This is a genomic window from Vulcanithermus mediatlanticus (assembly GCF_055385885.1).
The window spans coordinates 1,049,038-1,073,560 of the sequence record NZ_AP042385.1 but is presented as its reverse complement, the minus strand read 5'-3'; the positions used below and the strand labels follow the sequence as shown (position 1 = coordinate 1,073,560).

General features: G+C 64.9%; 26 protein-coding genes and 2 pseudogenes. 11 read left to right on the top strand and 17 right to left on the bottom strand.

Features of this window, described 5'->3' with window-relative positions:
• Window positions 1-8: 8 nt before the first annotated feature.
• Complete coding sequence (gene panC / locus ACZ5BT_RS06460) at window positions 9-839, bottom strand: pantoate--beta-alanine ligase (RefSeq protein WP_464883797.1); 831 nt, start codon at window positions 837-839, stop codon at window positions 9-11.
• A 21-nt stretch (window positions 840-860) separates the two neighbouring features.
• Here panC and ACZ5BT_RS06455 point away from each other — a divergent pair, with 21 nt between their 5' ends.
• Together ACZ5BT_RS06455 and guaB are read left to right on the top strand one after the other, a co-directional pair.
• Window positions 861-1,130 carry a hypothetical protein gene (locus ACZ5BT_RS06455; RefSeq protein ID WP_464883796.1) on the top strand — a complete coding sequence of 90 codons (270 nt, stop codon included), beginning with the start codon at window positions 861-863 and terminating at the stop codon, window positions 1,128-1,130.
• Window positions 1,131-1,162: 32 nt separating this feature from the next.
• The gene (gene guaB, locus ACZ5BT_RS06450) at window positions 1,163-2,614 is read left to right on the top strand and encodes an IMP dehydrogenase (RefSeq protein WP_464883795.1); all 1,452 of its coding nucleotides are present in this window, start codon (window positions 1,163-1,165) and stop codon (window positions 2,612-2,614) included.
• Window positions 2,615-2,638: 24 nt separating this feature from the next.
• Here the strand turns inward: guaB and ACZ5BT_RS06445 are convergent, their stop codons facing one another.
• The gene (locus ACZ5BT_RS06445; RefSeq protein ID WP_464883794.1) at window positions 2,639-2,950 is read right to left on the bottom strand and encodes an MTH1187 family thiamine-binding protein; all 312 of its coding nucleotides are present in this window, start codon (window positions 2,948-2,950) and stop codon (window positions 2,639-2,641) included.
• 88 nt (window positions 2,951-3,038) lie between these two features.
• Here ACZ5BT_RS06445 and ACZ5BT_RS06440 point away from each other — a divergent pair, with 88 nt between their 5' ends.
• Window positions 3,039-4,508 carry a hypothetical protein gene (locus ACZ5BT_RS06440; RefSeq protein WP_464883793.1) on the top strand — a complete coding sequence of 490 codons (1,470 nt, stop codon included), beginning with the start codon at window positions 3,039-3,041 and terminating at the stop codon, window positions 4,506-4,508.
• Window positions 4,509-4,569: 61 nt separating this feature from the next.
• Here ACZ5BT_RS06440 and ACZ5BT_RS06435 read toward each other — a convergent pair whose 3' ends face one another.
• The 4 genes from ACZ5BT_RS06435 to ACZ5BT_RS06420 form a co-directional block, all read right to left on the bottom strand.
• Complete coding sequence (locus ACZ5BT_RS06435) at window positions 4,570-5,697, bottom strand: hypothetical protein (RefSeq protein ID WP_464883792.1); 1,128 nt, start codon at window positions 5,695-5,697, stop codon at window positions 4,570-4,572.
• A gap of 71 nt (window positions 5,698-5,768) precedes the next feature.
• A complete protein-coding gene (locus ACZ5BT_RS06430) occupies window positions 5,769-6,209 on the bottom strand; it encodes a DUF1931 family protein (RefSeq protein ID WP_464885779.1) in 441 nt (146 codons plus the stop codon).
• Window positions 6,210-6,236: 27 nt separating this feature from the next.
• Complete coding sequence (locus ACZ5BT_RS06425; RefSeq protein ID WP_464883791.1) at window positions 6,237-6,659, bottom strand: Hsp20/alpha crystallin family protein; 423 nt, start codon at window positions 6,657-6,659, stop codon at window positions 6,237-6,239.
• Between the two features lie 27 nt (window positions 6,660-6,686).
• Window positions 6,687-7,835, bottom strand: coding sequence for a VLRF1 family aeRF1-type release factor (locus tag ACZ5BT_RS06420; protein WP_464883790.1), 1,149 nt, complete (start codon window positions 7,833-7,835; stop codon window positions 6,687-6,689).
• 197 nt (window positions 7,836-8,032) lie between these two features.
• On the opposite strand from ACZ5BT_RS06420, the gene ACZ5BT_RS06415 reads away from it, so the two are divergent.
• Together ACZ5BT_RS06415 and ACZ5BT_RS06410 are read left to right on the top strand one after the other, a co-directional pair.
• Window positions 8,033-8,746, top strand: coding sequence for a M23 family metallopeptidase (locus ACZ5BT_RS06415; protein ID WP_464883789.1), 714 nt, complete (start codon window positions 8,033-8,035; stop codon window positions 8,744-8,746).
• Window positions 8,747-8,797: 51 nt separating this feature from the next.
• On the top strand, window positions 8,798-9,481 hold the full coding sequence (locus ACZ5BT_RS06410) for a tetratricopeptide repeat protein (RefSeq protein ID WP_464883788.1): 684 nt from the start codon (window positions 8,798-8,800) through the stop codon (window positions 9,479-9,481).
• A 534-nt stretch (window positions 9,482-10,015) separates the two neighbouring features.
• Here ACZ5BT_RS06410 and ACZ5BT_RS06405 read toward each other — a convergent pair.
• The 3 genes and pseudogenes from ACZ5BT_RS06405 to ACZ5BT_RS06395 form a co-directional block, all read right to left on the bottom strand.
• Window positions 10,016-11,311, bottom strand: a complete 1,296-nt coding sequence (locus ACZ5BT_RS06405; protein WP_464883787.1) for an IS200/IS605 family accessory protein TnpB-related protein — start codon at window positions 11,309-11,311, stop codon at window positions 10,016-10,018.
• Window positions 11,312-11,393: 82 nt separating this feature from the next.
• Window positions 11,394-11,498 (bottom strand): annotated as a pseudogene (locus ACZ5BT_RS06400) (hypothetical protein); the annotation flags it as partial.
• A 73-nt stretch (window positions 11,499-11,571) separates the two neighbouring features.
• Window positions 11,572-12,210 (bottom strand): IS607 family transposase, encoded by a 639-nt coding sequence (locus ACZ5BT_RS06395; protein WP_464883786.1) that lies wholly within the window; start codon window positions 12,208-12,210, stop codon window positions 11,572-11,574.
• Between the two features lie 227 nt (window positions 12,211-12,437).
• Between ACZ5BT_RS06395 and ACZ5BT_RS06390 the strand changes: the two genes are divergently transcribed.
• A complete protein-coding gene (locus ACZ5BT_RS06390; RefSeq protein WP_464883785.1) occupies window positions 12,438-12,629 on the top strand; it encodes a hypothetical protein in 192 nt (63 codons plus the stop codon).
• Here the strand turns inward: ACZ5BT_RS06390 and gyrB are convergent.
• Window positions 12,626-14,533, bottom strand: a complete 1,908-nt coding sequence (gene gyrB, locus ACZ5BT_RS06385) for a DNA topoisomerase (ATP-hydrolyzing) subunit B (RefSeq protein WP_464883784.1) — start codon at window positions 14,531-14,533, stop codon at window positions 12,626-12,628. The genes ACZ5BT_RS06390 and gyrB overlap by 4 nt on opposite strands.
• 164 nt (window positions 14,534-14,697) lie before the next feature.
• On the opposite strand from gyrB, the gene ACZ5BT_RS06380 reads away from it, so the two are divergent.
• The 4 genes from ACZ5BT_RS06380 (at window position 14,698) to ACZ5BT_RS06365 (ending at window position 17,819) form a co-directional block, all read left to right on the top strand.
• Window positions 14,698-15,015, top strand: a complete 318-nt coding sequence (locus ACZ5BT_RS06380) for a hypothetical protein (protein ID WP_464883783.1) — start codon at window positions 14,698-14,700, stop codon at window positions 15,013-15,015.
• A gap of 54 nt (window positions 15,016-15,069) precedes the next feature.
• Window positions 15,070-16,173, top strand: coding sequence for an integrase core domain-containing protein (locus tag ACZ5BT_RS06375; RefSeq protein ID WP_464883782.1), 1,104 nt, complete (start codon window positions 15,070-15,072; stop codon window positions 16,171-16,173).
• A complete protein-coding gene (locus ACZ5BT_RS06370; protein WP_464883781.1) occupies window positions 16,137-16,967 on the top strand; it encodes a hypothetical protein in 831 nt (276 codons plus the stop codon). Before ACZ5BT_RS06375 ends, ACZ5BT_RS06370 begins: the two co-directional genes overlap by 37 nt.
• 114 nt (window positions 16,968-17,081) lie before the next feature.
• Window positions 17,082-17,819 (top strand): hypothetical protein, encoded by a 738-nt coding sequence (locus ACZ5BT_RS06365; RefSeq protein ID WP_464883780.1) that lies wholly within the window; start codon window positions 17,082-17,084, stop codon window positions 17,817-17,819.
• Here ACZ5BT_RS06365 and ACZ5BT_RS06360 read toward each other — a convergent pair.
• Window positions 17,810-18,877 (bottom strand): annotated as a pseudogene (locus tag ACZ5BT_RS06360) (integrase core domain-containing protein); the annotation flags it as partial. The gene ACZ5BT_RS06365 and the pseudogene ACZ5BT_RS06360 sit on opposite strands and share 10 nt — an antisense overlap.
• Before the next feature lie 130 nt (window positions 18,878-19,007).
• Here ACZ5BT_RS06360 and ACZ5BT_RS06355 point away from each other — a divergent pair.
• Window positions 19,008-20,009, top strand: coding sequence for a GGDEF domain-containing protein (locus tag ACZ5BT_RS06355; RefSeq protein WP_464883779.1), 1,002 nt, complete (start codon window positions 19,008-19,010; stop codon window positions 20,007-20,009).
• An 18-nt stretch (window positions 20,010-20,027) separates the two neighbouring features.
• Here the strand turns inward: ACZ5BT_RS06355 and ACZ5BT_RS06350 are convergent, their stop codons facing one another.
• From ACZ5BT_RS06350 to ACZ5BT_RS06325, 6 genes are read right to left on the bottom strand one after another with little or no spacing between them, the layout of a single operon-like run.
• Complete coding sequence (locus tag ACZ5BT_RS06350) at window positions 20,028-20,717, bottom strand: HAD family hydrolase (RefSeq protein WP_464883778.1); 690 nt, start codon at window positions 20,715-20,717, stop codon at window positions 20,028-20,030.
• A complete protein-coding gene (locus ACZ5BT_RS06345; RefSeq protein WP_464883777.1) occupies window positions 20,695-21,600 on the bottom strand; it encodes an MBL fold metallo-hydrolase in 906 nt (301 codons plus the stop codon). The genes ACZ5BT_RS06350 and ACZ5BT_RS06345 overlap by 23 nt, the downstream gene beginning before the upstream one ends.
• Entirely contained in the window at window positions 21,597-22,358 is a 762-nt protein-coding gene (locus ACZ5BT_RS06340; RefSeq protein ID WP_464883776.1) for a fumarylacetoacetate hydrolase family protein, read from the bottom strand. Before ACZ5BT_RS06340 ends, ACZ5BT_RS06345 begins: the two co-directional genes overlap by 4 nt.
• Window positions 22,339-22,908 carry a glycerol-3-phosphate acyltransferase gene (locus ACZ5BT_RS06335; RefSeq protein WP_464885778.1) on the bottom strand — a complete coding sequence of 190 codons (570 nt, stop codon included), beginning with the start codon at window positions 22,906-22,908 and terminating at the stop codon, window positions 22,339-22,341. The genes ACZ5BT_RS06340 and ACZ5BT_RS06335 overlap by 20 nt, the downstream gene beginning before the upstream one ends.
• 2 nt (window positions 22,909-22,910) lie before the next feature.
• The gene (locus ACZ5BT_RS06330; RefSeq protein WP_464883775.1) at window positions 22,911-23,408 is read right to left on the bottom strand and encodes a DUF84 family protein; all 498 of its coding nucleotides are present in this window, start codon (window positions 23,406-23,408) and stop codon (window positions 22,911-22,913) included.
• A gap of 3 nt (window positions 23,409-23,411) precedes the next feature.
• A complete protein-coding gene (locus ACZ5BT_RS06325; protein WP_464883774.1) occupies window positions 23,412-24,410 on the bottom strand; it encodes a sensor domain-containing diguanylate cyclase in 999 nt (332 codons plus the stop codon).
• Between the last annotated feature and the right edge of the window lie 113 nt (window positions 24,411-24,523).

The following is a 24,523-nucleotide window of genomic DNA, read 5'->3' as shown; positions in this document are numbered from 1 at the left end:
CCCGAACTTCACGGATACACCTCCATGTTGTCGATGAGCCGGACCTCGGGAAAACGACCGGCGACGAGCCCGCGAGCGCCCTCGACCCATTCGGCGAGCGACTCAAGCGTCGCGGGGTCAACGATGGCGAAGTAGTCAAGGCGAAAATCGGGAATCTCCCGGAGAATCCGAAGCCCCGCCGCCTCGGCCTCGGCCACGCTCCCGCCCGCACGCGCCACTTCCCGCGCCGCGAGGAGCGCCCGGTAGAGTCCTGTGGCCTCGCGGCGATGTTCGGGGGTGAGGTAGACGTTGCGGGAGGAAAGGGCGAGCCCGTCCGCCTCGCGAACCGTCGGCACCCCCACCACCTCGAGGCCAAAGTGCAAATCGGCCACCATGCGCCGGATCACCGCCAGCTGCTGGTAATCCTTCTCCCCGAAGTAGGCCCGGCGCGGCCGGACCAGGTTGAAAAGCTTGGCCACCACCGTGGTCACCCCTCGGAAATGCCCGGGGCGGAACGCGCCCTCAAAGCGCTCCACCAGCGGCCCCGTGACCTCCACGTAGCTGGAAAACCCTTCGGGGTAAAGCTCGGCGGCCTCCGGCAAAAAGAGCAGGTCCACCCCAGCCTCGGCCAGGAGCTTGGCGTCGCGCTCGGGATCGCGGGGGTAACGCTCAAAGTCTTCGCCAGGCCCGAACTGCAGCGGGTTGACGAAGACCGAGACCACAACGAACGGGTTCTCCCGACGCGCACGCTCCACCAGGGCCAGGTGACCGCGGTGGAGGTAGCCCATGGTGGGGACGAAGCCCACGCTTTGGTTCCTCAGAGCCTGTTCGAGCTCGGCCACACTGCGAACGGTTTGCACGTGGTCCAGTATAGTCAGGCCGTGGGGAAGAAAAAACGGCAGCAAAAACTCTACAAAAAGCTCGCCCAGGAAGCGAGAAAGCCCACCCTGGCGAAGATCTTAAAACTCATGGCCAAGACCTTCGTCCTGGTCTTGGTGCTCAGCTTCCTCATCGCCGGGGGGATCGCCGCCGGCCTGGACTGGCTCAAAACGTTCTGGGCCCAGCTCGCCATCTACGGCGTGGGCTACGTCCTCGCCTACCGCTGGCTGATGTCGGATTTCATGCCGCCGCCTCCGGATAAGCTAGGGTGAAGGCCCGCCCACCCTGTATAATCTGGGGCAATATGCAGAAGATCACCGGCGAAGCCCTCACCTTTGACGATGTCCTCCTCGTCCCCGCCTACTCCGAAGTTCTACCCAAAGCGGCCGAGACCAAGACCCGCCTCACCCGCCGCCTGACCCTTAACATCCCCATCCTCTCCGCGGCCATGGACACCGTCACCGAGGCCAAGATGGCCATTGCCATGGCCAGGGAGGGCGGGCTCGGGGTCATCCACAAAAACCTCCCCATCGACGTCCAGGCGGAAATGGTCCATCGCGTCAAGCGAAGCGAAGCGGGCATGGTAACCGACCCCATCACCCTGCCCCCCAACGCCCGCCTGGAAGACGCCGAGCGGCTCTTTGCCGAGTACAAGATCGGGGGTTTGCCGGTGGTGGACTTCCACGGCAAGCTGCTCGGCCTGGTGACCAACCGCGACCTCCGCTTTGAGCGCGACCTTTCCAAACCGGTCAGCGAGGTCATGACCCCGCGGGAACAACTCATCACCGCGCCCCCGGGAACGTCGCTCGACGAGGCCGAGGAACGGCTCAAGCGCCACAAGATCGAAAAGCTTCCCCTCGTCGACGACGACGGTCGCCTGGTCGGACTCATAACCCTGAAGGACATCGTCAAGCGCCGCCAGTACCCGAGGGCGGCCAAGGACGGCGAAGGGCGGTTGCTGGTGGGCGCCGCGGTCGGCGCGGACGCCGAACTCCTGGATCGCGCCAGCGCCCTGGTCGAGGCCGGGGTGGACGTTTTGGTCGTCGACAGCGCCCACGGACACTCCAAAGGCGTGATCGAGGCCGTGACCGAACTGAAATCGAAATTCGAGGTGGAGGTGATCGCCGGCAACGTGGCCACCGCCGAGGGAGCGAGGGCCCTCGCCGAGGCCGGCGCCGACGCGGTCAAGGTGGGGATCGGCCCGGGTTCAATCTGCACCACGCGGGTGGTGACCGGGGTTGGCATGCCCCAGATCACCGCCATCATGGAAGCGGCCAAGGGCCTGGCGGACCTCGACATTCCCATCATCGCCGACGGCGGCATCAAGTACACCGGCGACGTGGCCAAGGCCATCGCCGCCGGGGCCAATACGGTCATGCTCGGCGGCATGCTCGCCGGCACGTTCGAGGCCCCGGGCGAGGAGGTCATCAAGGACGGCCGTCGCTACAAGGTCTACCGGGGCATGGGCTCGCTCGGCGCCATGAAGAAGGGTTCAGCCGGACGCTATTTCCAGGAAGACGCCAAAAAGCTCGTCCCCGAAGGGATTGAGGGGATGGTCCCCTACAAGGGCCCCGTGTCGGACGTCCTCTTCCAGATCGTCGGCGGGTTGAAGGCGGCCATGGGTTACACTGGCTGCCCGGACATCGAGACCTTCCGGAAAAACGCCCGCTTTGTGAGGATCACCATGGCCGGCCTCATCGAAAGCCACCCCCACGACGTCCTGGTCACCAAGGAGTCGCCGAACTACTCCCGTTAAGTACCCCGCCGTGGCCAATGGGCCTTACCGGTCCGCTCGCGCGAGTTTTTCCTCGACCGAGCGGACCTTTTTCTCCATGCGTCCGGTTGGCCCTTTGCGGATGTCGAACTTGGCGACGGCGTAGACCCGGTTTGAGAGCGGCTCGAGCACGGCGTATGCGCGGCCGATGACCTCGAGGGCCTCCGGCATGGTCTCGGTTTCGAAGATCGTTCCCATCGGCGTCAGCTGGTAGCGAACGCCGGAGGATCTGAGGCTATCGATCACCCGAGCCACGTAGGCGCTGACGCTCTCGCCCTTATCGGTCGGGAACATGGCGAATTCCACTAGCACGGACATGCCCCCAGCATAGCCCGGTGTCGGCGCGCCGACACCGGGCCCGTCACCCCGGGGCGAAGATGGGGGTGCGCTTTGAAGGAGGCTGCGAATGAATAGGAAACACGTTGCCACCACCCTCGTCGCCCTGGCCCTGGCCAGCGCCTACGCCGGTGGCGGTCTCACCGAAGGGCGGCGGGATTTTACCGCCATGCAAACCATGGAGGAAGGCTACTGGTATTCCCGCTACAATCTCGGGAACCTGGTCATGCGTTCCGGTCTCGGGCTCACCTTCGCCCCACCCAAGGAAGCGGTCATGAAGATGATCCGAGCCGTGGACACTGACCCCAGCGACGGGGACACGGTCTCGGTTCCCCCGGGCGTGACCCTGCTCAAGGCGGTGTTCAAAAGCGGTGACCCCCGCTACACCCAGCCGATCAACGTCAGGGACTTCGCCACCCAGGGCTGGGACCCGGCCACCTTCGAACGAGTGGTGGGCGCCTCAGCCATGGGCTGGACGATGATGAAAGAGATCGAGTGGGCCAAGCAGTTCCACGTGGACTTCCACTTCGGCAGGCCCAGCGACGGCTTCGGGGCCCAGTGGCGCTTCGTGGGCATGGTCATGAGCGCCAGCGCCCAGCGCCAGGGGGCCTACGTCATCCAGGAAATGATGGACGAAGACGGTCGGGTCGTGGATAGCGACGGGCGGATCGACTGGCCAGGAAACTGGGTGGTCCTCGAGGCCCTCTCAAACCTCAAGGGCCTGCTCTCGGCTGACGCCATGCGCCTCAGCGAGACCAACCGCTACCGGAACCCGGCCAGGGCCCAGATGTTCGGCCGAGCCGCCGACCGCCTCTTCGCGACCCTCGGCGCTCGGCAACCCGAGGGAATCCCCGAACGCTCACTCGCCATCCAGGCCCTCACCTGGTATGCGGCGAACACCCCCGAGCGCGCCCGGGAAGCCGGGCTTCGCCTGCGCACACTGGCCCTGCAGCTCATCGGCGCCCCAACGCGTGGGGCCGGAGAAAAAGCCTACGCCCTCCGCGGACTCATCGAAGCCTGGCGGGTCAGCGGCGATCCGCTCTTTTTGCGCGCTGCGGCCCGGACCTACGGCGATCTCGCCGCGAGCTACAACTTCCCCCAGGGCAGGTTTAACGGTGAGCTCAGCCACAGCATCGACGACGTGGCGGCCATCATGGGTGCCCTGAACGCCACCCGGCTCTTCCTCGGCGACGCGGTGAATCAGGCTCAGGCGAGGTCGTTCTTCGTGAACTTCTTCGAAAGCGCGGTGAACCGGAGCGGACTGCAGCAGTCGGTGCCGCCCGTCGGCGTGGCCAAGGGTGCGTTCGAGCAGAGCGAACCCCCGATCTTTTACGGCTATCCCACGCTTCCCAAGCCGCCGATGGCCGGGGGCAGGTACGGAACCGCCCCGGTCTTCGCCACCCGTATCGCGTGGAACGCAAAGGCCAGCGCCTTCGAGGTCGATGACGCCCGCTTTGAAAGCGCCGGCGCCATGCACGCCTCGAACGAGTTCATCTGGTTCCATAACGAAGAGGTCAACGGCTTTCCCGAGGTCAAATAAATACGCTTGACGGACGCCTTTCTCAGGGCCCCCGCCGTGGCCAAGGCCACGGCGGGGGCCCTTAGAGTTCCTCGTCGATAAAAAACTCGGCCTTGATCTCCGCCTCTTCTTCCAGGTTCCCGCCCATGGCCGCGGCGAGCACGCTGATCGCGGCGCTCATGGTGGCAAAGCGCAAAAGCTCTCGCCACTCAAACGGCGAGCCGATCCAGGCCTCAAGAAGCGTTCTGGGAATCAAAAGGCCCGTGACCAGCGTCAAGAAAAAGACCAGGGCCCAGAGCGTGGCCATGCCCGCGACCACGGTGCCAAAGAGCACGAGCCGGGTTCGGGCCAGCTGCTCGCGCCATGTCCGCTCGTGCCCCAATCGTCCGAGGTCCTGTCCGTAAAACAGGAAAAAGGCGGCGCTGAAAAACCCGATCAAAGCGAAAAGCCCGAGCCCGAGGCCCGGCAGGCGCGTCCCCAGGGCCCAGGCGTCGGAGGTCATCACCAGGTACACGGTCGAGATCGCCGCGGCAGCGGTCAGTCGGCCGAGGTAGATGGGCATCTTCCAGGGGGCGTACTCGCGGATGGTCCTGACGATGCCCCGGGGATCATCGAAAAAAGTGCGCGCGTAGAAGCTGAGCACGTTCCAGCGGGCGCGTTCCTCCTCGAGGCGGGCCACCACCACATCCTCGAGGTGCCGCCGCACCTCCGCCACCTCCTCGGGGAGAAAGGGAGCGACCTCAAGCGCTTCGGGATCGTCAATCGGGCGCATCGGTCCCGCCTCGGCGTGCCCGAGGCCCCACAGATGGCCGAGGAGGTGGAGCGAGAGGGCCAAGAGCCGGTCCACCAGCGGTTCACCGCTGCCGAGCCGCGAGGAAGAAAGCACCGCCACCTCGAGGGCCGAGCTGGGCACACCCAGAGCGTAGGGCCGGTGCCTCGAGAGCAGCTCGTTGGGGACCACGACCAGGGCATAGTCCCAGCGCCGGTGCAGCTTTTCGTCTACCCCGATCTCGAGGAGGGCCACCGGGTCGAGGGCGCCGCGAGGGAGGTGAATTCGGCGCTCGCCATAGTCCACCTTCCAGTCAAACTCAGGAAACGAGCGCACGAGCAGCTGGCGGAGGCGCTCCCTGGCCTCGGCATACGCCGCGAGGAGCGCCTGGTCGCGAAGATCCGCAGCCAAAACCCAGCCGATGACCACCTCGGGCTTCAAAGCACCTCCTTTTTACCAGAGCGAGCGCCACCGGGTCCCGCACCCGGTGGCGCCGCCAACGGCGCGATCGTTCACAGGAGCAGGTCCAAGATCCGGGTCGCCCGCGCCCAGTGTTCGGTCTGAGGATTTTTAAGCCCGGGGTCGATCTCGCGCAGCACCTTGGCGGTGGCGACCACCAACGCCCCGGCGAGCTCCGGCAGCATCTCGCGCACGTCCTCGCCGACCTCGAGGTCGAGCGGGGGCAGCTTGGAGAGCCGCTCGAGCACTGGCTCGAGCCGGAGGGCCACGTCCAGATCTTCAAAATCGCGCAAGGTTTGCTCAAGGCCCTTGGTGATGGGCAAATCAGCTCGGTGGATCACGTCGCGGCCGTTGAACTTGGCGTTTTTCTCGGCCACCACCAGGAGGTCGTGGAGCTTTTTGGTCAAGAGCTCGGAGAGCCGCTTGAGGTCAGACTTATCGACGTCGATCGATGCCGCAAGGCGAAAGAGGCGTTCGAACTCGCTCACCGCCATCAACACGCTGTCACCCCCCTTACCGCATCACGGCTCGACCTGAATGGTCACCTTCTTGGGCTTGGTTTCCTCAGCCCTCGGCACGTGGAGGTAGAGCACGCCGTGTCTGAAGCGCGCTTCCACCTTGCCCAGGTCGAAGGTCGAAGGCACGGCAAAGGAGCGGATAAAGGTTCCGTAGGGCCCCTCCACCCGGTGCCAGGTGACGCCTTCTTTCTCTTCAAAGGGGCGCTCCGCGCGGAGGGTCAGGGTCTCGTCCTCGGCGGTCACATCGACCTTCGCCGGATCGACCCCCGGCAGATAGACGGCAAAGTGCAAGCCCTGTTCGTCTTCCCACACATCCACCAGCGGCGCGAAGGTGCGCCCCTCCGAACGGCCCACCACGCTCGGGCCCATCATGCGCTGGATGCGCTCCTGCAGTTCTTCAATCTCCCGGATCGGATCCCATCCCATGGCTCGCCTCATTTCCATTCACCTCCCTTACCACCGCAAAAGCGCGGCCAAACCACCGAATTCCTCTTCCAACCTGGCTCCGCTCTCCCCGCGCATGAACTCGATTCGAGCCCCCCACGCGAGGGCCAGATCAGCGACGATCTCTTTGAGAAGACGCTTTTCCGGGTCCTTGCACACCGAGCTGAGCGCCTCCGGAGAAACGCCCGCCAGCTGCTGGTCCGGACAGTAAAACACCTCCGTCCGGGCATCCCAGGGCACCGCCAAAACGTGCACCTGGCCCCGGCCGAGGGCCTCGAGGACCGGCCCCACGCCCCAAACCCCTTTTTCCCGGATGGCATCGAGGAGCCGCATCTCTTCCTCACGCTCGACCGCCTCGATGAGGGGGCGCACCCGCTCGAGGACGGCGCTCGCCGGCACCCGGCTGCCACCGGGGGCGCCGACGTGCCCGACCACCTTGCGCCTGGCCGCCTTGGAGAGGAAGGTTTCGAAGTAGCGCGTCTCCTCGGCGACGCCCATCAGGATGACCCTCGAGGCGCCGACCTCGTCCAACCAGCGCTCAAGCTCAGCGGCAAGCGCTTTGTAAAAGCGGTGGGTCCAGGCCATAAGCCGGCGATCGAACTTATCGGTGGCGGTACCGCCCCGGGCCTGCACGCCCTGGGGGGTGCCGGGTTTGGCCTCGGAGAGCCGGCGCCAGGCCTCGGGATCGACCGCCCGGAAGGCGTCGAGGGCCTCGCGAATCTCGCCCATGAACACTTCGAAAACCCGCCAGCGCTCCCGATCGAGCAACACCACCGCGTAGCGCTCGTACTCATCGAGCGCGAGGAGGAGCGGCGCCAGGTAGGGTTCGCCGTAGCGGGCCTCTACCAGACCGCGCACCGGATCAACCACCGGCAGGAGGACGCCGAGGTCGAAGACCTCGAGGAAATCCTCGCCGGCGAAGATCGCTCGGGTGAGCGCTTCGGGCGCATCGTGTTCCAGACGCTCAAGGACCCTGGCCGCCAGCGCCTCCGGCACCCCCAGACGCTTCATCGTTTCCTTGGCTCGGATAAGGTAAGGCTTTTTCTTTGAACCCTGCGGCGCCGCCTCTGCCTCTCTCAGCGCGACGTAGAGCGAGAGCACGGGCGCCTTCGCCTCAACCAGGGAACGGATACGTTCGATCTCTGCTCGACCCAGCACCGGATACCTCCTTTCCCCGAAGGCATATGCGCTGAACCCGTACCGACGCGGCCTTCGCCGAGCGTCTCACCCTTCATGTATAAACTTAGCTTTTTGATATATGTTATGTCAAGTAGATTGCGCTTATTAACTCACAACCTCCGGGGACCGGGGCGTTCGCTTGACAGGCGCCGCCCCTGCTTTCATACTTTTCATAAATGTCCCAAACCTGGCGCTCGCTGACGAAATTGGCGCTCGCCGCCTTCGCATTCCCCTTTGCCGCCCTGCTCTCTGGCTGCGGCCTTGGCGATGATGGTTTCGCCTGCGCCTTCAGCCCCGGCGCGGCCCCGGTCCTGGAAAACCTGATCGTGGCGTTTGCCCCCTACGATCCAACCACCGGCCGGGCCGGCGCCTTCGTTTTCGACCGGCAGGAGGATAAGGTCTTCCTCGAGTTCAACGCCGTGGTCGGCGGCCCGACCGGACCAAAGACGCTCCCAACGTTCGAATACCGGGTGGACCCGCAGGCCGACGTCTACGCCCCCATCGAGGGCACCGTGGTCCGATTCGTCTACCAGCCTGACACCGCCGACTACGAGATCGGCTTCGCCCAGAAAGGAAGCGCCTGCGAAACGGTTTCCATCGACCACGTCAAAGCCCCGACGGTCGGTCAGGGGGATGCCGTGACCGCGGGGAAAGTCGTGGGCAAGCCGGGGAGCTGGAGCGCCAGCTTGGGACGGGTCGAGTTGATGGTCACGATCGGGCGGGTGGCCTACTGCCCGTTTTCGTACTTCGATCCCGCCAGAAAAAGCGTTTACCAACAAAAGGTCAGGCGGCTCATGGCCGACTGGGAAACCTTTAAGGGCGATCCCACCATTTACGACGAGGCGGCCATGGTCCTCCCGGGCTGCCTGGGCCTGACCGGGACGCCATGACCCCGCCCGCCGCTATCGCTTAGAATGCCCCCATAGTTAGGAGGCGAAAACATGCGATGGATCCTAGCCGCCACACTCCTTTTGACCCTGGCCTTCGCAAACCCCGCCGATCTCCTCCGGCAGGGTGACTTCCAGGCAGCCTACCGCTCGGGCCTCAAGGCCGGCGACGCCCAGAGTTATGTCCTCGCTGCCCGGGCCGCGAGCTTTTACGCCATGTACCAGGCCAAAGATGACCGGGACCGCGCGGATTGGTTCGCCAAAGCCGAGGCGGCAGCCAAAAAAGCCATCGAGCTCGACAGCCAAAACGCCGAGGGTTACTTCGAACTGGCGCGGGCGCTGGGGCGCCTGGCCCAGTACCGGGGAATTTTGCAAAGCCTCTCCCTGGCCTCGGCGGTCCGCGACAACCTGGAAAAGGCGCTGGAGAGAAACCCCGACCACGCCGGGGCCCGGGTCGCGCTGGCGCTTTGGAACCTCGAACTCTCACAAAAGGGGGTCGGCTGGCTCTACGGCGCGAGCATCGGCCGGGTGGTGCCCCTTTTCGAAAAGGCGATCCGTTTGGAACCGCAAGAGATCATCCACAGAACCGAGTTCGCAAGGGCCCTTTTGCGTCTCGGTCAGCGGGACCGGGCCATTGAGCAGTTAAAGGTTGCCCTGAGTCTCGCGCCTAAGGATGCTCGCGACCGCTACGAGCAAGCCTGGGCCGAGAAAAAGCTTCAGGAACTCGAGCAACGTTGAGCGAGCGCACAAAAGCTTTTCAAACATTCCCATGCGAGGATTGCGGTTGTCTGCGACTTCCCCAAGCCCCCGCCGCGGCCAAAGCCGTGGCGGGGTATTCAAGCAGCGCTTTCAGCACGGCGGGATTCCAGCTCGTTTTGTCTGGACACTCGTTCTCGTCGCCCTCCTCGCTCGGGCCCAGGCCGACGAGCCCGAAGTCGGTTTTCGCCTTGCCGCGGGCCTCGGCTGCCCGACGTGGTCGGCAGGCGTCGTGCTCCAGCAGCAACCCTTTGCCTTTGACCTCGAATACGGGCAGTGCCGCGGTCAGACCTACCGGTCGCTGGGATTTACCGTGCACTCGCCCCAGCGACCGCTTGGGTGGCGGGTTGAGCTGGCGAGCATCGAGGGCAACCTCACCCTGACCCTTTCGGCCCGGGTTTTCCTCGAAGCCACAGGGCTTTGGGGCAACCTCCAAGGCAGCCTTGATCTCGGGGCAGGCGCCGTCTTCACCCCCCTCGGCGCCCTCCCCTACCCCCGGGTCGAGCTCGGGGCAATCTACACGCCTGGTTGGGATGAGTGCACACGAGCGCACCCCGGCCCACCACCAGGATGTGGACCTAACCTGGCCGCCACCCGCTCCCACGCCCCCTCCACCAACACCGGCTTCAGGGGAGAAAGGTCGCGCGGTACGACCTTTCCGAGAAGCGGGAAGGCGAAGGCTACCCCGGTCACTCGCCAGGATTTTCGGACCTCCAGGGGGCCCCCTGTCCCGTTCCTTCCCTCGGTTACCGGGACGCGGGCTCCCGGCTCACGACCGGGGCTTAAAAGCACGAGCTTCCTCTTCGAGTCCCGCACCTCACGCCTGAGCTTCTTCCTGAGGTACGGGTTCTTTTCCTCCTTGAGCGCTTTCCCTTTGGCTTGCAGCTCGCGCTCGTAGGCTTCCCTCGCATGGGCGATGTAAGCGGGGTCCCCTAGAAGGGTCCGATAGTTCCTCGGCAGCTCCTCCTCGAACCCGAGCCCCCTTCGCGCGAGCACGAAGGCCGCGGCCACGTCTTTGGTGAGCGAGAACTGGGGCGCGTACTTCAGCATTCCAATGATAGAGGTGTGGGCGGGGTTCACCTCAACGACCTCCACCCCTTCCCTTCTCGCCACGGCGTGGACCTTTTGAAGAAGGCTTCTGTAGGCGAAGCGGTGCTGGAGGGACCGGAACCTTGGCCCCGAGCCGTCCCCTCTCCGGGTCTTCCGCAGGTGTTTGAGTTTTTCGGTAACGATCGCCACGCCGTGGTGTTTCGCGGTCCCGACGATCTCGTGGGCCGCTTTCCAAAGGAGAAGCGCTTTTTCCCCCTTCGGTTTTCCGATGACCTCATGGAGGGGAACGGTCCCGTAGGCCAGGAGGTTCCCGTCCGGAGCGGCGACGGCCCAGGCCAGGTGGAAGGGGCAAGCGTTGACGTCGATGCCCAGGGCCCCGTTGGCGCCGGTGTATCCAGGCTCCGACGGTTCCTTCGGGGTAAAGGTCACGTGGGCGTAGACCTGGCCCTCCTTGGGGGAAAGTTCCACGCTGTAGGGGCGGTTCCCCGCCAGCACCACCGCAAGCAACTGGCCCAGATCCCGGTGGTGCGTGACCAGGCGGGCCTTCACCCACGCCCTGTGCCCCACGGTGATCCGGAGGTAGAGGATCCCCTTTTCGATAAGGAGCCGGGCGTTAAGGTTGCCCTTTTTTGTCCTGTCCCCCCGGGCGTAAAGGGTTCCCCGCCGCTTCTCCCTCCACGCCTGCCGGAGGCGGGCGTACCGTTTCCCCGAGAGGTGCCTCTGCTTTAGCTGCTCGAAGAGCTTCCGCCCTCCGAAGATCACCTTCTTGGGGTTTTTTGCCCCTCTCCCTGGCCGAAGCCAAGGTGGCCCGCGCTTTGAGGATGGCGTCGTCCGCGTAGCGGGCGTTGAGGCGGAACACACCTCGGAGGTGTCGTTTGAGGTCGTTCCTGCTCCACCCCTCCAGGATGCGGTTGTAGGCGTAGCGGGTGGCGGAGGAGAAGCGGCGCATCAGGTCCAGGACTTTCCTCCGGTCCTCCCCTGAGGAGAAGACCAGGCGCCCCTGGACCCCGATGCGGGGAAGCTCAGGCCCCCTTCGGGACTTGAGGCTTTTCACGGCGTTTTCCTTTCCGCTTTCCTCCGCCCCGCTTCCCGTAGATCCGCGCGGCGAAGCTGGAAACGATGGCCACCAGGTCCTCTGCAAGTTCCCGGTGAACTTCTTCGCTTTCCTTCCCGTTCAGGACCACCAGTTCCACCCCGAAGGCCTCGAGGAAGCGGCGGATGTAGCCCAGCCCAAACCGGGCCAGGCGGTCCTCGTACTCCACCACCACCCGCTCCAGCTCCCCATTCTTGGCCCGGTTCAGGATCTTGATGAGCCCCCGCCGGTTCTCGTTCACCCCGCTCGCGACCTCGGCGATGACCTCATACGTCCAGCCTTGCTCCTTGGCGAACGCCTCCAGCCGAGCGATCTGGTTCTTGAGAAAAGCTTCCTGCTTCCTCGTACTCACCCGGGCGTAGAGAACGGTGCGGGGCTTCGGCTTCGCCTGGGGAACCTCCAACCCGAGGGAGAGAAGCCGCTCGATCTCCTCCCTGCGGTACCGCCTGCGGCCCCCGGGGGTGCGGACGGGGTGCAGAAGACCCTGCTTCTCCCACTTGTACAGGGTGTTGCGGTGGAGGCCATAGCGCTCCCTGATCTGGTGTGCTGTAAGGAGAAGCGGGTCCACCTCAGAGGTAATGTAGTGTAGAGTGGGTTATTTTTCAACTGTTTGAATTTCCCTGGCGCTGGCTTCCCCTCCAAAGGACGCTCCAGGCGTCGTGGGAAAGTCCGGCCTGTCCCACCCCCACCGACCCGCCCGCATCCGCCGAAGCGGCCTTACCGGACCTTCAACGGATCCAGGAACGTACACGCCGCGCCTTCCTGAGCGCGTACGGCGACCTTTACCAAATCCGGGTGCTGAATCTCTCCTACGATCGGGTCTCGCTCAGCCTGCCCACCCTCGAGGTGGTGGGACGCTATCGCCTGGTGCTCTGGAACAAACGAACCGGCCGGCAGGAAACCTATGCCGGCCGGGGCTGGGTCAGGCTGCGCTGGAACGGCTGCGGATGGGGCGTCGAGGCTTACGGCGCGCTGCCCGCCCCTTAGACGTCGAGTTCGGCAAAGCGCGCGTACTCCTCGATGAACTCCCGCCGAGGGGCCACCTCGGTCCCCATGAGCCGCTCGAAGGTCTCGCTGGCCTCGAGGGCATCCTCGATGGTGACCCGCTTCAGGATTCGGGTCTCGGGGTTCATCGTGGTCTCCCAGAGCTGCTCGGGGTTCATCTCACCGAGCCCCTTAAAGCGCTGGATCTCGACGTTTTTCCCCTCGAGCTCCGCAAGGCGGCGTTTTAAGACCTCGTCGTCGTAGACGTACTCGGCTTTGCGGCCCACCCGGATGCGGTAGAGGGGCGGCTGGGCGATATAGAGGTAGCCACGCTCGATGAGGGGACGCATGTAGCGGTAGAAGAACGTCAGCAAGAGGGTGCGGATGTGGCTGCCGTCGACGTCGGCGTCGGTCATGAGGATGATCTTGTGGTAGCGGATGGCGTCGGGGTCGAAGTGGACGTGTTCGGAGCCCTGGATGCCGGCGCCGATCGCCGCCACCATGGCCCGGATCTCGTTGTTCTTGAGGGCGCGGTCGAGGTTTGCCTTTTCGACGTTCAAGATCTTACCCCTGAGCGGCAAAATGGCCTGGAAGCGCCGGTCGCGCCCCTGCTTGGCCGAGCCGCCGGCGGAATCCCCCTCGACGATGAAGAGCTCGGCTTCCTCGGGATCCTCGGTCTGGCAGTCGGCGAGCTTGCCCGGCAAATCGTCGGACTCCAGGGGGTTTTGCCGGCGAACCAGCTCCCGCGCCTTCCTCGCCGCTTCCCGGGCCTGGGCCGCCCGCCGGGCCTTTTCGTAGATCAGCTTGCCGACGCGCGGATTTTGCTCCAGGTACTCAAAGAGCCGCTCGTAGACCACCTGGGCCACCGCCGACTGGGCCTCGGGGTTTAAGAGCTTGCCCTTGGTCTGCCCTTCAAACTGGGGCTGGGGCAGCTTCACCGAAACCACGGCGAAAAGGCCCTCGAGCAGGTCCTCGCCGCTCGGCGCCGGTCCCTTACCCTTGTTGAGGCCGGCCTTCTTGGCGTACTGATTCAGCGCCCGGGTGTAGGCCGAGCGAAACCCGGACACGTGGGTCCCGCCGTCGCGGGTGGGGATGAGGTTGGCGTAGGCGAGAACTTCGGTCCCGTACCCCTTGGTGTGGAGCAGGCCCACATCGACCTCGACCTCACCCGACTTCCCGCTGAGCAGGATCGGTTTCGGGTAGAGCGGTTCCTCGTTGTCGGCGATGGCCCGTGCGAACGAGGCCACCCCACCCTTCTCGTGAAAGACCTCGGACTTGCCACTGCGGTCATCCTGGAAGGTGATCTTGAGGCCGCCGGTGAGGAAGGCGACCTCGCGGAGGCGGCGGCGGACCCGCCGGTAGTCGAAGCTCTGCTCGCCGAAGATCTCGGGGTCGGGCTTGAAGCGGACGAAGGTTCCGGTCTTCTTTCCCCGAACCTTGCCCACGGTGGAGAGCGGCTCGACCACGTGACCCCGGGAGAACTTCACCCGGAAGTGCTCGCCGCCCCGCATGACCTCGACCACCATCCACTCGGAAAGGGCGTTGACCACGCTGGCGCCGACGCCGTGGAGACCGCCGGAGACCTTGTAGGCCCCCTCCTCGAACTTGCCGCCGGCGTGGAGCTCGGTGTAGATCACCTCGATCGCCGGGCGGCCCTCCCCCGGCATCACGTCGACGGGAACGCCACGACCGTTGTCGCGAACGCTCGCCGAACCGTCCTCGTAGAGGCGCACCTCGACCTCGGTGGCATAACCGGCCAGCGCCTCGTCGACCGCGTTGTCCAAAATCTCAAAGAGCAGCTGGTGGAAACCGTCGGGGCCGGTACCGGCGATGTACATCGCCGGGCGCTTTCGTACGCCCTCGAGGCCCCTCAGTACCTTGATGCTGGATGCGTCGTATTTTGGCATGATTGTCCTCGTCACCTCGCGCGGCCCGAAAGGCCACCGCCCCATTATATCCCCTGCCCCGCGTTTTCTCCGAACAGATCAGGCCAAGTGCGGCTTTTTCGCGGCCGCGGCGGAAACGAGAAAATCGGTCGCAGTTCATGTAAACTTAACTTTGGAGGTGTAAAATGCGCGGCTTTAGATTGTATTCCCTTTTGGGGCTACTCATCCTGGCGCTCGGCGCCTGCAATTCTCAGACCGGCACCGGCCCATCGACGGGAAATTGGACCAGCACCCAGTTCAACCAGGCCTGGACCCAACAAACCCAGAACTTCGATAGTATTTCCCAAAACCTCCAGCAAGACCCGGCCTTCCAGGCCCTCACCTCGGCGCCGCTACCCACCACGACGCCATCGATCCTCACCAGCGCCTTCGTCGCCAGGATGTCCCTGGCCACAGCACTCAAAGGGCTCATCAAGCCCTTGAACCCGGACAGACACATGTGAGACCGAATCGATAAGAATGTGGGGACCACTCCAGGAGAGAGGAGGTCCCCACGTATGCAGCTTACAACGGTTGGCCGGGAGGTATGGAGGGGGGCGAGGAAAGCCCAGGTGCTCCAGGAGGCTGGAGCGGGCGACCCCACGGTCCAAGACCGTCTGCGAAAGCTCAAACAAGTCGAGGCGTTCCGGAAACACAAGGTGGGCTGGTCCGAGATCCAGTCCCTGGTGGGAATCAGCCGAGCCACCTACTACCGCTGGAAAAAGCGACTCAGGGAAGAAGGCCTCAAAGGCCTTGGGCCCAGATCCAAACGCCCAAGGCGGTTGCGACGAAAGCTCCACTGGACGCCCGAACTTCTCATTGCGATTGAAACTTTGAGGAAGCAAAACCCCACCTGGGGCCGCTGGCCGATCTGGCTGGCCTTGGGGAAGCAAGGCTTTGGGGTTAGCGAACGCACCGTGGGCCGCATCCTGGCCCACCTGGGAGCGCACCGTCGTGTTGAAAGCGTGGCCGCCTTCCTGGCCCGGGCGAGACGGGGGAAGGTGAAGCGAAGGCCCAGGCGCCCCTACGCCAGGAGGAAACCCAAAAGCTACGTCGCCTCCTCACCCGGCGACCTGGTTCAGGTGGACACCCTTACCGTGACCCTAGGACCCGGGGAGGTCGTCAAGCATTTTTCGGCGGTAGACCTTTACACCCGCTTTTCCCTGGCCGAGGTGCACACCCGGGCCACCGCCAACCTAGCGGCCGGCTTCCTGGCCCACCTCATCACCCAGGCCCCCTTTCCCGTCAGGGCCATTCAGGTGGACGGTGGCAGCGAGTTCATGGCCGAGTTTGAGGAAACTTGCCAACGTTTAGGTATCGAGCTCTTCGTGCTGCCCCCGAGAAGTCCCAAGCTCAATGGCCACGTGGAGCGGATGCAGCGGACCTTCAGGGAGGAGTTTTACACCCGGCCGTTGCCTTCCCGGATCCCCGAGCTCCAAAGGGAGCTCGACGCCTATCTGGACTACTACAACCGCAGGAGGCCCCATCGTGCGCTCAACGGCCTTGCGCCTCTTGAGTTCCTGGCTAGAATGCAAGCGGAGTCGGTCCCCAAAAGAGTCTCAGATGTGTTGACCGATTACAGCCCTTGGACGTTCGGGCCCTGGCGACGTACAGTCTCCTGAGGGGCGGCTTTGACTACACTCCCAACGCATCCCAACTTGATTACACCCCCGACGCACCCATTGACCTCGAGTTCAAGTGGGCTGTCCAGGGTGGCCCCACCAACGTGTTGTCGGTTGACTGGGACAAAGGCGGCACACCAACCGTGAACGCCACCGACCCCCAGAGCAACGTTAGGGAACTCCCCCAGTCGGCCTCAGCGGTGCTCAAGGTTGGCACGACCCAGGCCGCGAACGCCGACCTCAGCGCCAGTTGGTATACCTGCAATGGCACGCCCATCACCGAACCAACCGCCCTCAACACCACCGGCTCGATCGGCGTGAACGACACGCTGAGCTGGAACCTGAGCTACCAGGTGCAGGAGGGGGCGACCGATGTTTTGACCAGCGACTTCACCCTTACCACCACCTCAGGCAGCGATTCGGCCAGCGTGGGTTGGAATGCCCGCCTCGAGGGCAGCCTCACCCGCGGCCTCGACTGTTTCATCAAGGACTTCACCCCCCAAAACGCCACCCTGAAGTTCACCAGCAGCAGCAACGTCGGCGGCACTCAGGAGTCCTTCGTCTTCGATATCACGATCACCAACATGGTCTTTGACGCCGCGGGCAACCCCACCTCGATCGACGTCAACGGGTCGATCAAGGTCGACGGCCAGACCGCGGTAACCTTCCAGGGCACGCTCGACGACATGAGCAGTGCCTGCCCGGGCGCCAACGTGATCCTCACCTTCAGCGACACCACCATGAGTCTGCAGCAGTGGCTGACTGACCAGGGTTACTGCCTGCCCGGGCCCTGAGGGCGCGACGGCGCGTTCGCAGCCCCGGAGGAACGCGCTCCGGGGCGGCTTCGGTTTGCACGGCCTTTACGCCAGTGATTCCGAGTGTTATTTAAAAAGTATAGGGGTGAAAACATGCGCCGATATTCCACACTGGCACTCTTTGGCTTGAGCGCGATTCTCGCTGCCTGCGCACCAACGCTCAAGGTCCAGCCCGTACCCGAGGTCAAGGTCACGCTTCCGCTTCCCAAGCCCGTGGTCCGGGTGCTGCCCGGAAACCCGATGCCCCTTTCCGACGACTTCGAGAGCTATCCCACCGGCGCCGTGATTCAGGTGGTGGCGCCGGACCGCTACGGGCTTCTCAAACTCGGCGGCGCGCCCAAGATGACCGTAGCCGAGGTTCTCGACGCCCAGGGCCGGCTGAACAAAGCCCTGCGTCTCGGTAACGAGTACGATCTGGGTTTCGTGACCAGTGGACGCGATGACTGGCGGGCCTACCGGGTTTCGGCCAAAATCAAGGTCCAGAAAGCGCCCTTCACCGAGTCCCGGCTCCGGTTCCGGCTCTTTTTGAGCGGCGACGGCAGCCGGGGGCTTGAGTTCCGTATCGGCTACGACGGGGTTCAGCTTCTGAAGTTCGTCGGAGAGCAAAGCCTCGTGCTCATCGAACGGCCCGAGCTCTCCGAAACCGGACGGACGCTCCTTCGCGATGGAAACTGGCACACCCTGGCCTTCGAACTGGCCGGGAACGGTCACATCAAGGCGTGGCTCGACGATACGCCACTGCTCGAGTGGACGGACCCCGACAACCGCCAGGGCGGGTTCGGATTCGGGAACGACGGAACGATTTTCTTCCTCGATGATCTCGAGGTGTAATCGGTCAACACATCTGAGACTCTTTTGGGGACCGACTCCGCTTGCATTCTAGCCAGGAACTCAAGAGGCGCAAGGCCGTTGAGCGCACGATGGGGCCTCCTGCGGTTGTAGTAGTCCAGATAGGCGTCGAGCTCCCTTTGGAGCTCGGGGATCCGGGAAGGCAACGGCCGGGTGTAAAACTCCTCCCTGAAGGTCCGCTGCATCCGCTCCACGTGGCCATTGAGCTTGGGACTTCTCGGGGGCAGCACGAAGAGCTCGATACCTAAACGTTGGCAAGTTTCCTCAAACTCGGCCATGAACTCGCTGCCACCGTCCACCTGAATGGCCCTGACGGGAAAGGGGGCCTGGGTGATGAGGTGGGCCAGGAAGCCGGCCGCTAGGTTGGCGGTGGCCCGGGTGTGCACCTCGGCCAGGGAAAAGCGGGTGTAAAGGTCTACCGCCGAAAAATGCTTGACGACCTCCCCGGGTCCTAGGGTCACGGTAAGGGTGTCCACCTGAACCAGGTCGCCGGGTGAGGAGGCGACGTAGCTTTTGGGTTTCCTCCTGGCGTAGGGGCGCCTGGGCCTTCGCTTCACCTTCCCCCGTCTCGCCCGGGCCAGGAAGGCGGCCACGCTTTCAACACGACGGTGCGCTCCCAGGTGGGCCAGGATGCGGCCCACGGTGCGTTCGCTAACCCCAAAGCCTTGCTTCCCCAAGGCCAGCCAGATCGGCCAGCGGCCCCAGGTGGGGTTTTGCTTCCTCAAAGTTTCAATCGCAATGAGAAGTTCGGGCGTCCAGTGGAGCTTTCGTCGCAACCGCCTTGGGCGTTTGGATCTGGGCCCAAGGCCTTTGAGGCCTTCTTCCCTGAGTCGCTTTTTCCAGCGGTAGTAGGTGGCTCGGCTGATTCCCACCAGGGACTGGATCTCGGACCAGCCCACCTTGTGTTTCCGGAACGCCTCGACTTGTTTGAGCTTTCGCAGACGGTCTTGGACCGTGGGGTCGCCCGCTCCAGCCTCCTGGAGCACCTGGGCTTTCCTCGCCCCCCTCCATACCTCCCGGCCAACCGTTGTAAGCTGCATACGTGGGGACCTCCTCTCTCCTGGAGTGGTCCCCACATTCTTATCGATTCGGTCTCACATGTGTCTGTCCGGGTTCACGAGGTCCAACCCCTGAGCGAATCGGCCGGGTGAATAGTAAACTAACGCAAGTATGGATTTTCATTCCGCGGCCGAGAGCCGCACCTTGATGGAGCGGTGCTGGGGTCGGGCGTACTGGTGGATCATGACCGTGGTGCTGGGAGCGGCCAGCGCCGCCCTGTTGCTTTCCAAAGACACCTCGGCCTGGCCGGCGGTACTCGCCTTCGGCGCCTGGACCCTGGTCGCCTTCCTGGCCGCGCGGCGCTGGGCCCGTCTGGCGCGGGTCGTGCATGCCCTGGGCACGATTCCCCTGAGCGCTTTGTACGTCAGCGCCTCTGCCAACCTCGGCCCGGCGAGCAGCCACATGTACCTCCTCCTAACCTTTTTCCCCATCTACACGGCGAGCGCCGCCCTCGGGCCCGCCGGCGCCATCGCTGGCATCGGCCTGGCGTGGGTCTTCGGTGACCACATCCTCGACGCGAGCGAAACGCAGCTGGTGGGCCTGCTCTTTTGGATCGTCGTCGGGTTCATCGGCCACGCCGCCCGGCGATTCGCAGAGATCATCGACCGCCAGTACCAAAAGATCACCACCCTCTCGCTCACCGATCCCCTCACCGGTCTCGGCAACCGCCGGGCCCTCGAGGAGGACTACGCCCGCTTTCTCGCCCTGGCCAAAAGGCAAAACCTCCCGCTCACCCTGATCCTTTGGGATCTCAACGGCCTGAAGGCCATCAACGACCGCTTCGGCCACGCGGTCGGGGATGCTTACCTCAAGCATTTAGCCCGCACCCTGCGCGAGAGCGCCCGCCAGAGCGACGGCGTCTACCGCGTCGGGGGCGATGAGTTCGCAAGCCTGCACCTCGGCCTGAAAGCCCCCGAACTCTATATCGAGCGGGTCAAAAAGCGCTTCCCCGACGTGGCCGCCGGCTGGGCGGTGGCGGGCACGAACGGCGAGGGCTCAGACTTTTTGCGCGTGTTCGAGACGGCCGATCTCAGACTCTACCAGGACAAACGGTCGAGCCAGGACCGAAGAAACGGATTTGCCGGCATTTCTGCCGGAAACCTCGACGCCTGATCGGCGGGCGAAGCCCCTTTAGCCCGGGACCTGACGCCAGCCCCGCGCCTCGGCCTCCCGCCGGAGCCGGGGGGAAGCGCCAACGACCACCGCGTGTTCGGCAAGCATAAGAAGGGGCAGATCGGCCGGGGTGTCGCCGAAAGCGAGCGCGGGCGCCCCTCCCAGATGGCTTTGGACCCGTTCCGCTTTGACCTGGTCAACATTCATCGGCCCGCCCAAACGCCCCGTCGCCCGCTCGCCGCGCATCTCGAGCGCCGTTCCCAGGGCCTCCACCCCGGGCCCCAGCCGTTCGGCGAAGGCCTCGAGGACCGGTTGATAGGTTCCGGAAGCCAGGACGATGCGGTAACCCTCGTCCCTCAAACGCAAAAGCTCCGCCACCACCTGCTCCCGCCGATGGGGCCAGAGTTCATGGGCCACCACCCAACGCGCCATCTCCGAAAGCGCTTCCCCATCCATCCCCGCGAGCAACCCCGCCAGGTTTTTCATCCAGATGTTCTGGTACCAGCGCTTGGGAATGACCCGGGCCTTGGCCAAAAGCGCACCCGGGAGGTGGAGGGCGAAAAACCGGTCATAGGCCCCGCCCATCCCCCGGGCCTTCAAAAAGCGCCCGACCCCGCGCCAGGTCTCGCCGGTGGTCAGGGTGCCCTCGAGGTCGAACACCGCCGCCTTGATCACGCCCACGGTCTCACCCCCGTGCCCCAAGCGCATCGGGACGGTGCTTTTGCCAGTAGCGCGCGAGACCGTATGCCGAATAGGCGCTGGGGTTCGCGCGCTCGTAGGTCTCGACGCCACCCTCATCGAGCCCGGCGGCGAGGAGCTCCTCCCGCACCCTGGCCTCAAATCGCGGCACGATGGCATCAAGGTGTGCCCCCGCCGCGAGCTGGTCGCGGATCCAAGCGCCCCAGGCAAAGAGCCGTTCGGTCAGCGCCTCGAGCTGTTCCGAGACATCCGCGTAGACCCCGAAGTGCGTCAGGTAGATCTGCTCAGGGGCCAGGGCCCGGATGCGCTCGATCGAGGCCTTCCAGTCCTCGAGGTGAATGTCCGGCGGCGGGCAGGGGGGAAGGACGGGGCCGCCCCCAAGGCGCACGCCGGCCACGTCGCCGGTAAAGAGCGCCCCGTCGAGCCGCCAGGCGTGGTGATGCACGGCGTGTCCCGGGGTCTCAACGGCCTCGAGCACGAGCCCGCCGACCGAAACCCGGTCTCCGTCCTCGGCCACGCGGAGCCGTTCGCTCTCGATGGGCTCAAGCGTCCCCCAGAGGCTTTCCATGCGGTCGCCGTAGATCCGCCTGGCGCTGGCCAGCAGCCGCTCGGGGTTCGCGATGTGTTTTGCCCCTCGAGGGTGGACGTGAACCCGGGCCCCGAGCCTGGCAAAGCGCCAGGCCGCCCCGGCGTGATCGAGGTGAATATGGGTGAGGAAGACGTCGGTGACATCACGCGGCTGGTAGCCGAGGCCCGCCAGCGCTTCCACCACCTTCTCGAAGGTCGACTCCGGCCCGCTCTCGACCAGGGCCACGCCGTCACGGTGCTCGAGCGCAAAAACGGCGATGATTCCCTTTGAACCCTGGAACAGGGTGTCGAGTACGTGAATCATGCCTCCTCCCCGACGATCGGGTTGCGGAGGGTCCCGATCCCCTCGACGCTCACCTCCACCACATCGCCGGGCGAGAGCGGCCCGACCCCCTCGGGGGTTCCGGTCAGAACCACGTCGCCCGGCTCAAGGGTCATGAACCCCGAAATGTAGCTCAAAATCCGGGCCACCGGGAAGAGGAGATCCTCGGTCGTCCCCTCCTGGCGCAGCTCGCCATTGACGTGGGTCCGCACCACCGCGTGGTAGGGGTCAAGCTCGGTCTCGATCCAGGGCCCGAGCGGCAGGAACTTGTCGGCCGACTTGGCCCGCACCCACTGCAGGTCGCTCTTCTGCTTGTCCCGGGCAGTGAGGTCGTTGGCCACGGTGTAGCCGAGCACGTAGTGGAGAGCCTCTTCCTCGGGCACCCGACGCATGCGTCGTCCAATGACCACCGCGAGCTCGCCCTCATAGTGAAGCTCGCTGGTCCACGCCGGGTAAGGAATCGGCTCGTCGGGGTTGGCCAGGGCGTTGGGTGCGACGAGGAAGAGCCCCGGTTCCTTGGGAAGGTCGTCGCCGAAGTCATGGCCCATCTCCTTGATGTGGGCCACGTAGTTCCGCCCCACGGCCACGATCTTGGTCGGCGTCGCCGGCGCCAGAAGCCGGACCGACTCCAGCTGAAACCGCTCACCGATGCGCTTGCCTCCGGGACCGTCCGTCTCGTACACGATCCGGCCGGCCTCGAGGACGCCCCACCGTCCCTCGTTAAACCTGACGATTTTCATGTCCCGAGTATAAAAGGAGTTGCAGCCCCCGGGCGCCCATCACCAGCGCCACGAGAACTCCCCCGAGAAAAACCGACTCCCGCGGCCAAAGCCAGGCCAGCCAGAGCGGGACCGCGACCACCGCGCCGAAGGGAATGGGGTAGATGCCCCGCCGGCGATAACGCCAGTACAGGCGGTGATGCCAATAGGCCACCAGCAACCCGAATGCCACCGAGGAAAGCGTCTCCACCGGAGCGAAATAGGTAAAGAAGCCCACCGTGGGCGCAAGGCCCCCACCGCCGCGAAAGCCGAAGTAGACCGGCCAGTTGTGCCCCGCCACCACCGCTGCCGCCATCCAGGGGAGTTCGGGCCGCCCCTGGGCCAGCCAGGCCACCAAGGCGCCCTTGGCGATATCGGAAAGCGCCACCACCACCCCCCAGCGCGGCCCCAGCTGGCGGAAGACGCCCGAGCCTCCCGGCAGGTCCCGGGCCCGGATGTCGTACCCTTTAAGCGCATACCCGAGGATGACGCCAAAACTCAGCGACCCAATCAGGTAGGCGAGAACGACCATGATCAAGGCGTTGCCTCCATGAAGGCCCCGAGCGCCAAGCGGGCGGCGATCGCAAGCGCCTCTTTTCTCGTCATCGCGCCGCCGGAGAACACAAAAACCGCCCCCCGGCGCCGGATTTCCCGGCCATAGCGCTCCTCCAGGGCCTCACCGAGCTCCCGGCCCTCGCCGAGGGCCTTCAAAACGTCTTCGGGAAGCGGCAGCCCCGGTCCCCGCGCCAGCGCCGTGCGAAGGCCATCGGTCACCGCCGCGTACATGGTCAACCAGCCGCCCTCGAGGTCAACCCCGCCCTCAAGCCCGACGCCGAGCTCGGCGTCGGAACGACGCAAAGCAGCTTCGGCCCGAAGGACCGCCCCCCGCCGGGTCTCTTCCTCAGAAAGGGGTTGGGTCGGGGCCTCCCCCACCGCCAGGGGAATGATCTCGGCCTTAAGCCCCCGCGCCGCGACCGCCGCCGCGAGCGCCTCGAACTTCACGGGGTTCGTGCTGCCAAGCGCCAGGCGCACGCCTCATTCTACCCGGGAGGACCGGGCCGCCCGTTTACGACGGCGCTTATCCGCGTACATCGCCCGGTCGGCCTCGGCCAGCGCCTCATCCAGGCTCTTGCCCAAGCAAGCCGCGTGCCCCTCGCTCACCTGGGGGAAAACCGCCCGCGCCCTGGCCACCAGGTCTTCCGGATGATCAAGCCCGATGTGCAACCCTACGAACTCGTCACCGCCGATGCGAAAGAGCACGTCCCCGGCCCGGGCATTCGCCAGCAACGCCGCCGCAAAGCGGCGAATCAAGGCGTCGCCCGCCTCGTGCCCTAGCCGGTCGTTGACCGTTTTCAAATCGTCGATATCCCAGCAGGTAAGGACCAGCGGCTGCCCCTGGCGAACGCTCAGCGCCAGGTAATGGGGGTAGGCGTCGTAGAGCGAACGCCGGTTCAAAAAACCGGTGAGCTGGTCCCGGTAGGCGGCCCAAAAAAGCTGGGTTCGGCTCCGTTCAAGCTCGCCCAAAAGCCAGTGAACCCCGCTCCCCAGCGCCGCGGCCAGGGCAAAGAGCAACCCGTAGACCCCGTGCTCGGTCAGGTCCACGCTCGGCACGCCGAGTGCCGCCGCTGCCGCGCCGGCCCCGGCGAACCAAAGACCGCTGAACGTTCCCAGGGCGAAGACCACAAGCGCCAGCGCGGGGACGAACACGATCTCAACGCCAAACCCCCCGTGCAAGCCGATGGGCATTTGGAACGGCGAGCGAAGCACCCAAATCGTGGTGAGGAGCGAAAAGAACAGATGAATCGCGACCGAGGTGTGGGAAAACCCCCGGAACCAGCGATAAAACACGATGGTCCCCAGCAGGTAAACCACGCCCGCAGGCCAAGCCAAGGGGCGGGCAACGGCGAGTTCGATCAGGAGCGCCACCACGGCCAAAACGACCACGCTCCGCCAGTAAAGCCCGAGCGTCGCCTCCCAGACCTGACCGCCTATGGGAACGAATGGTGGAGAAGCACCCACACTCCATGCTCGCACACCGCGGGAGGAGACACCACCGCACCGGAGACGATCGCAAAGAAGTATAAAACCTGAGCGCCCCAAAAGAGGTCAAAGCGCTTTGCTTCGTACCGCTCGGGACCGCCATCCCC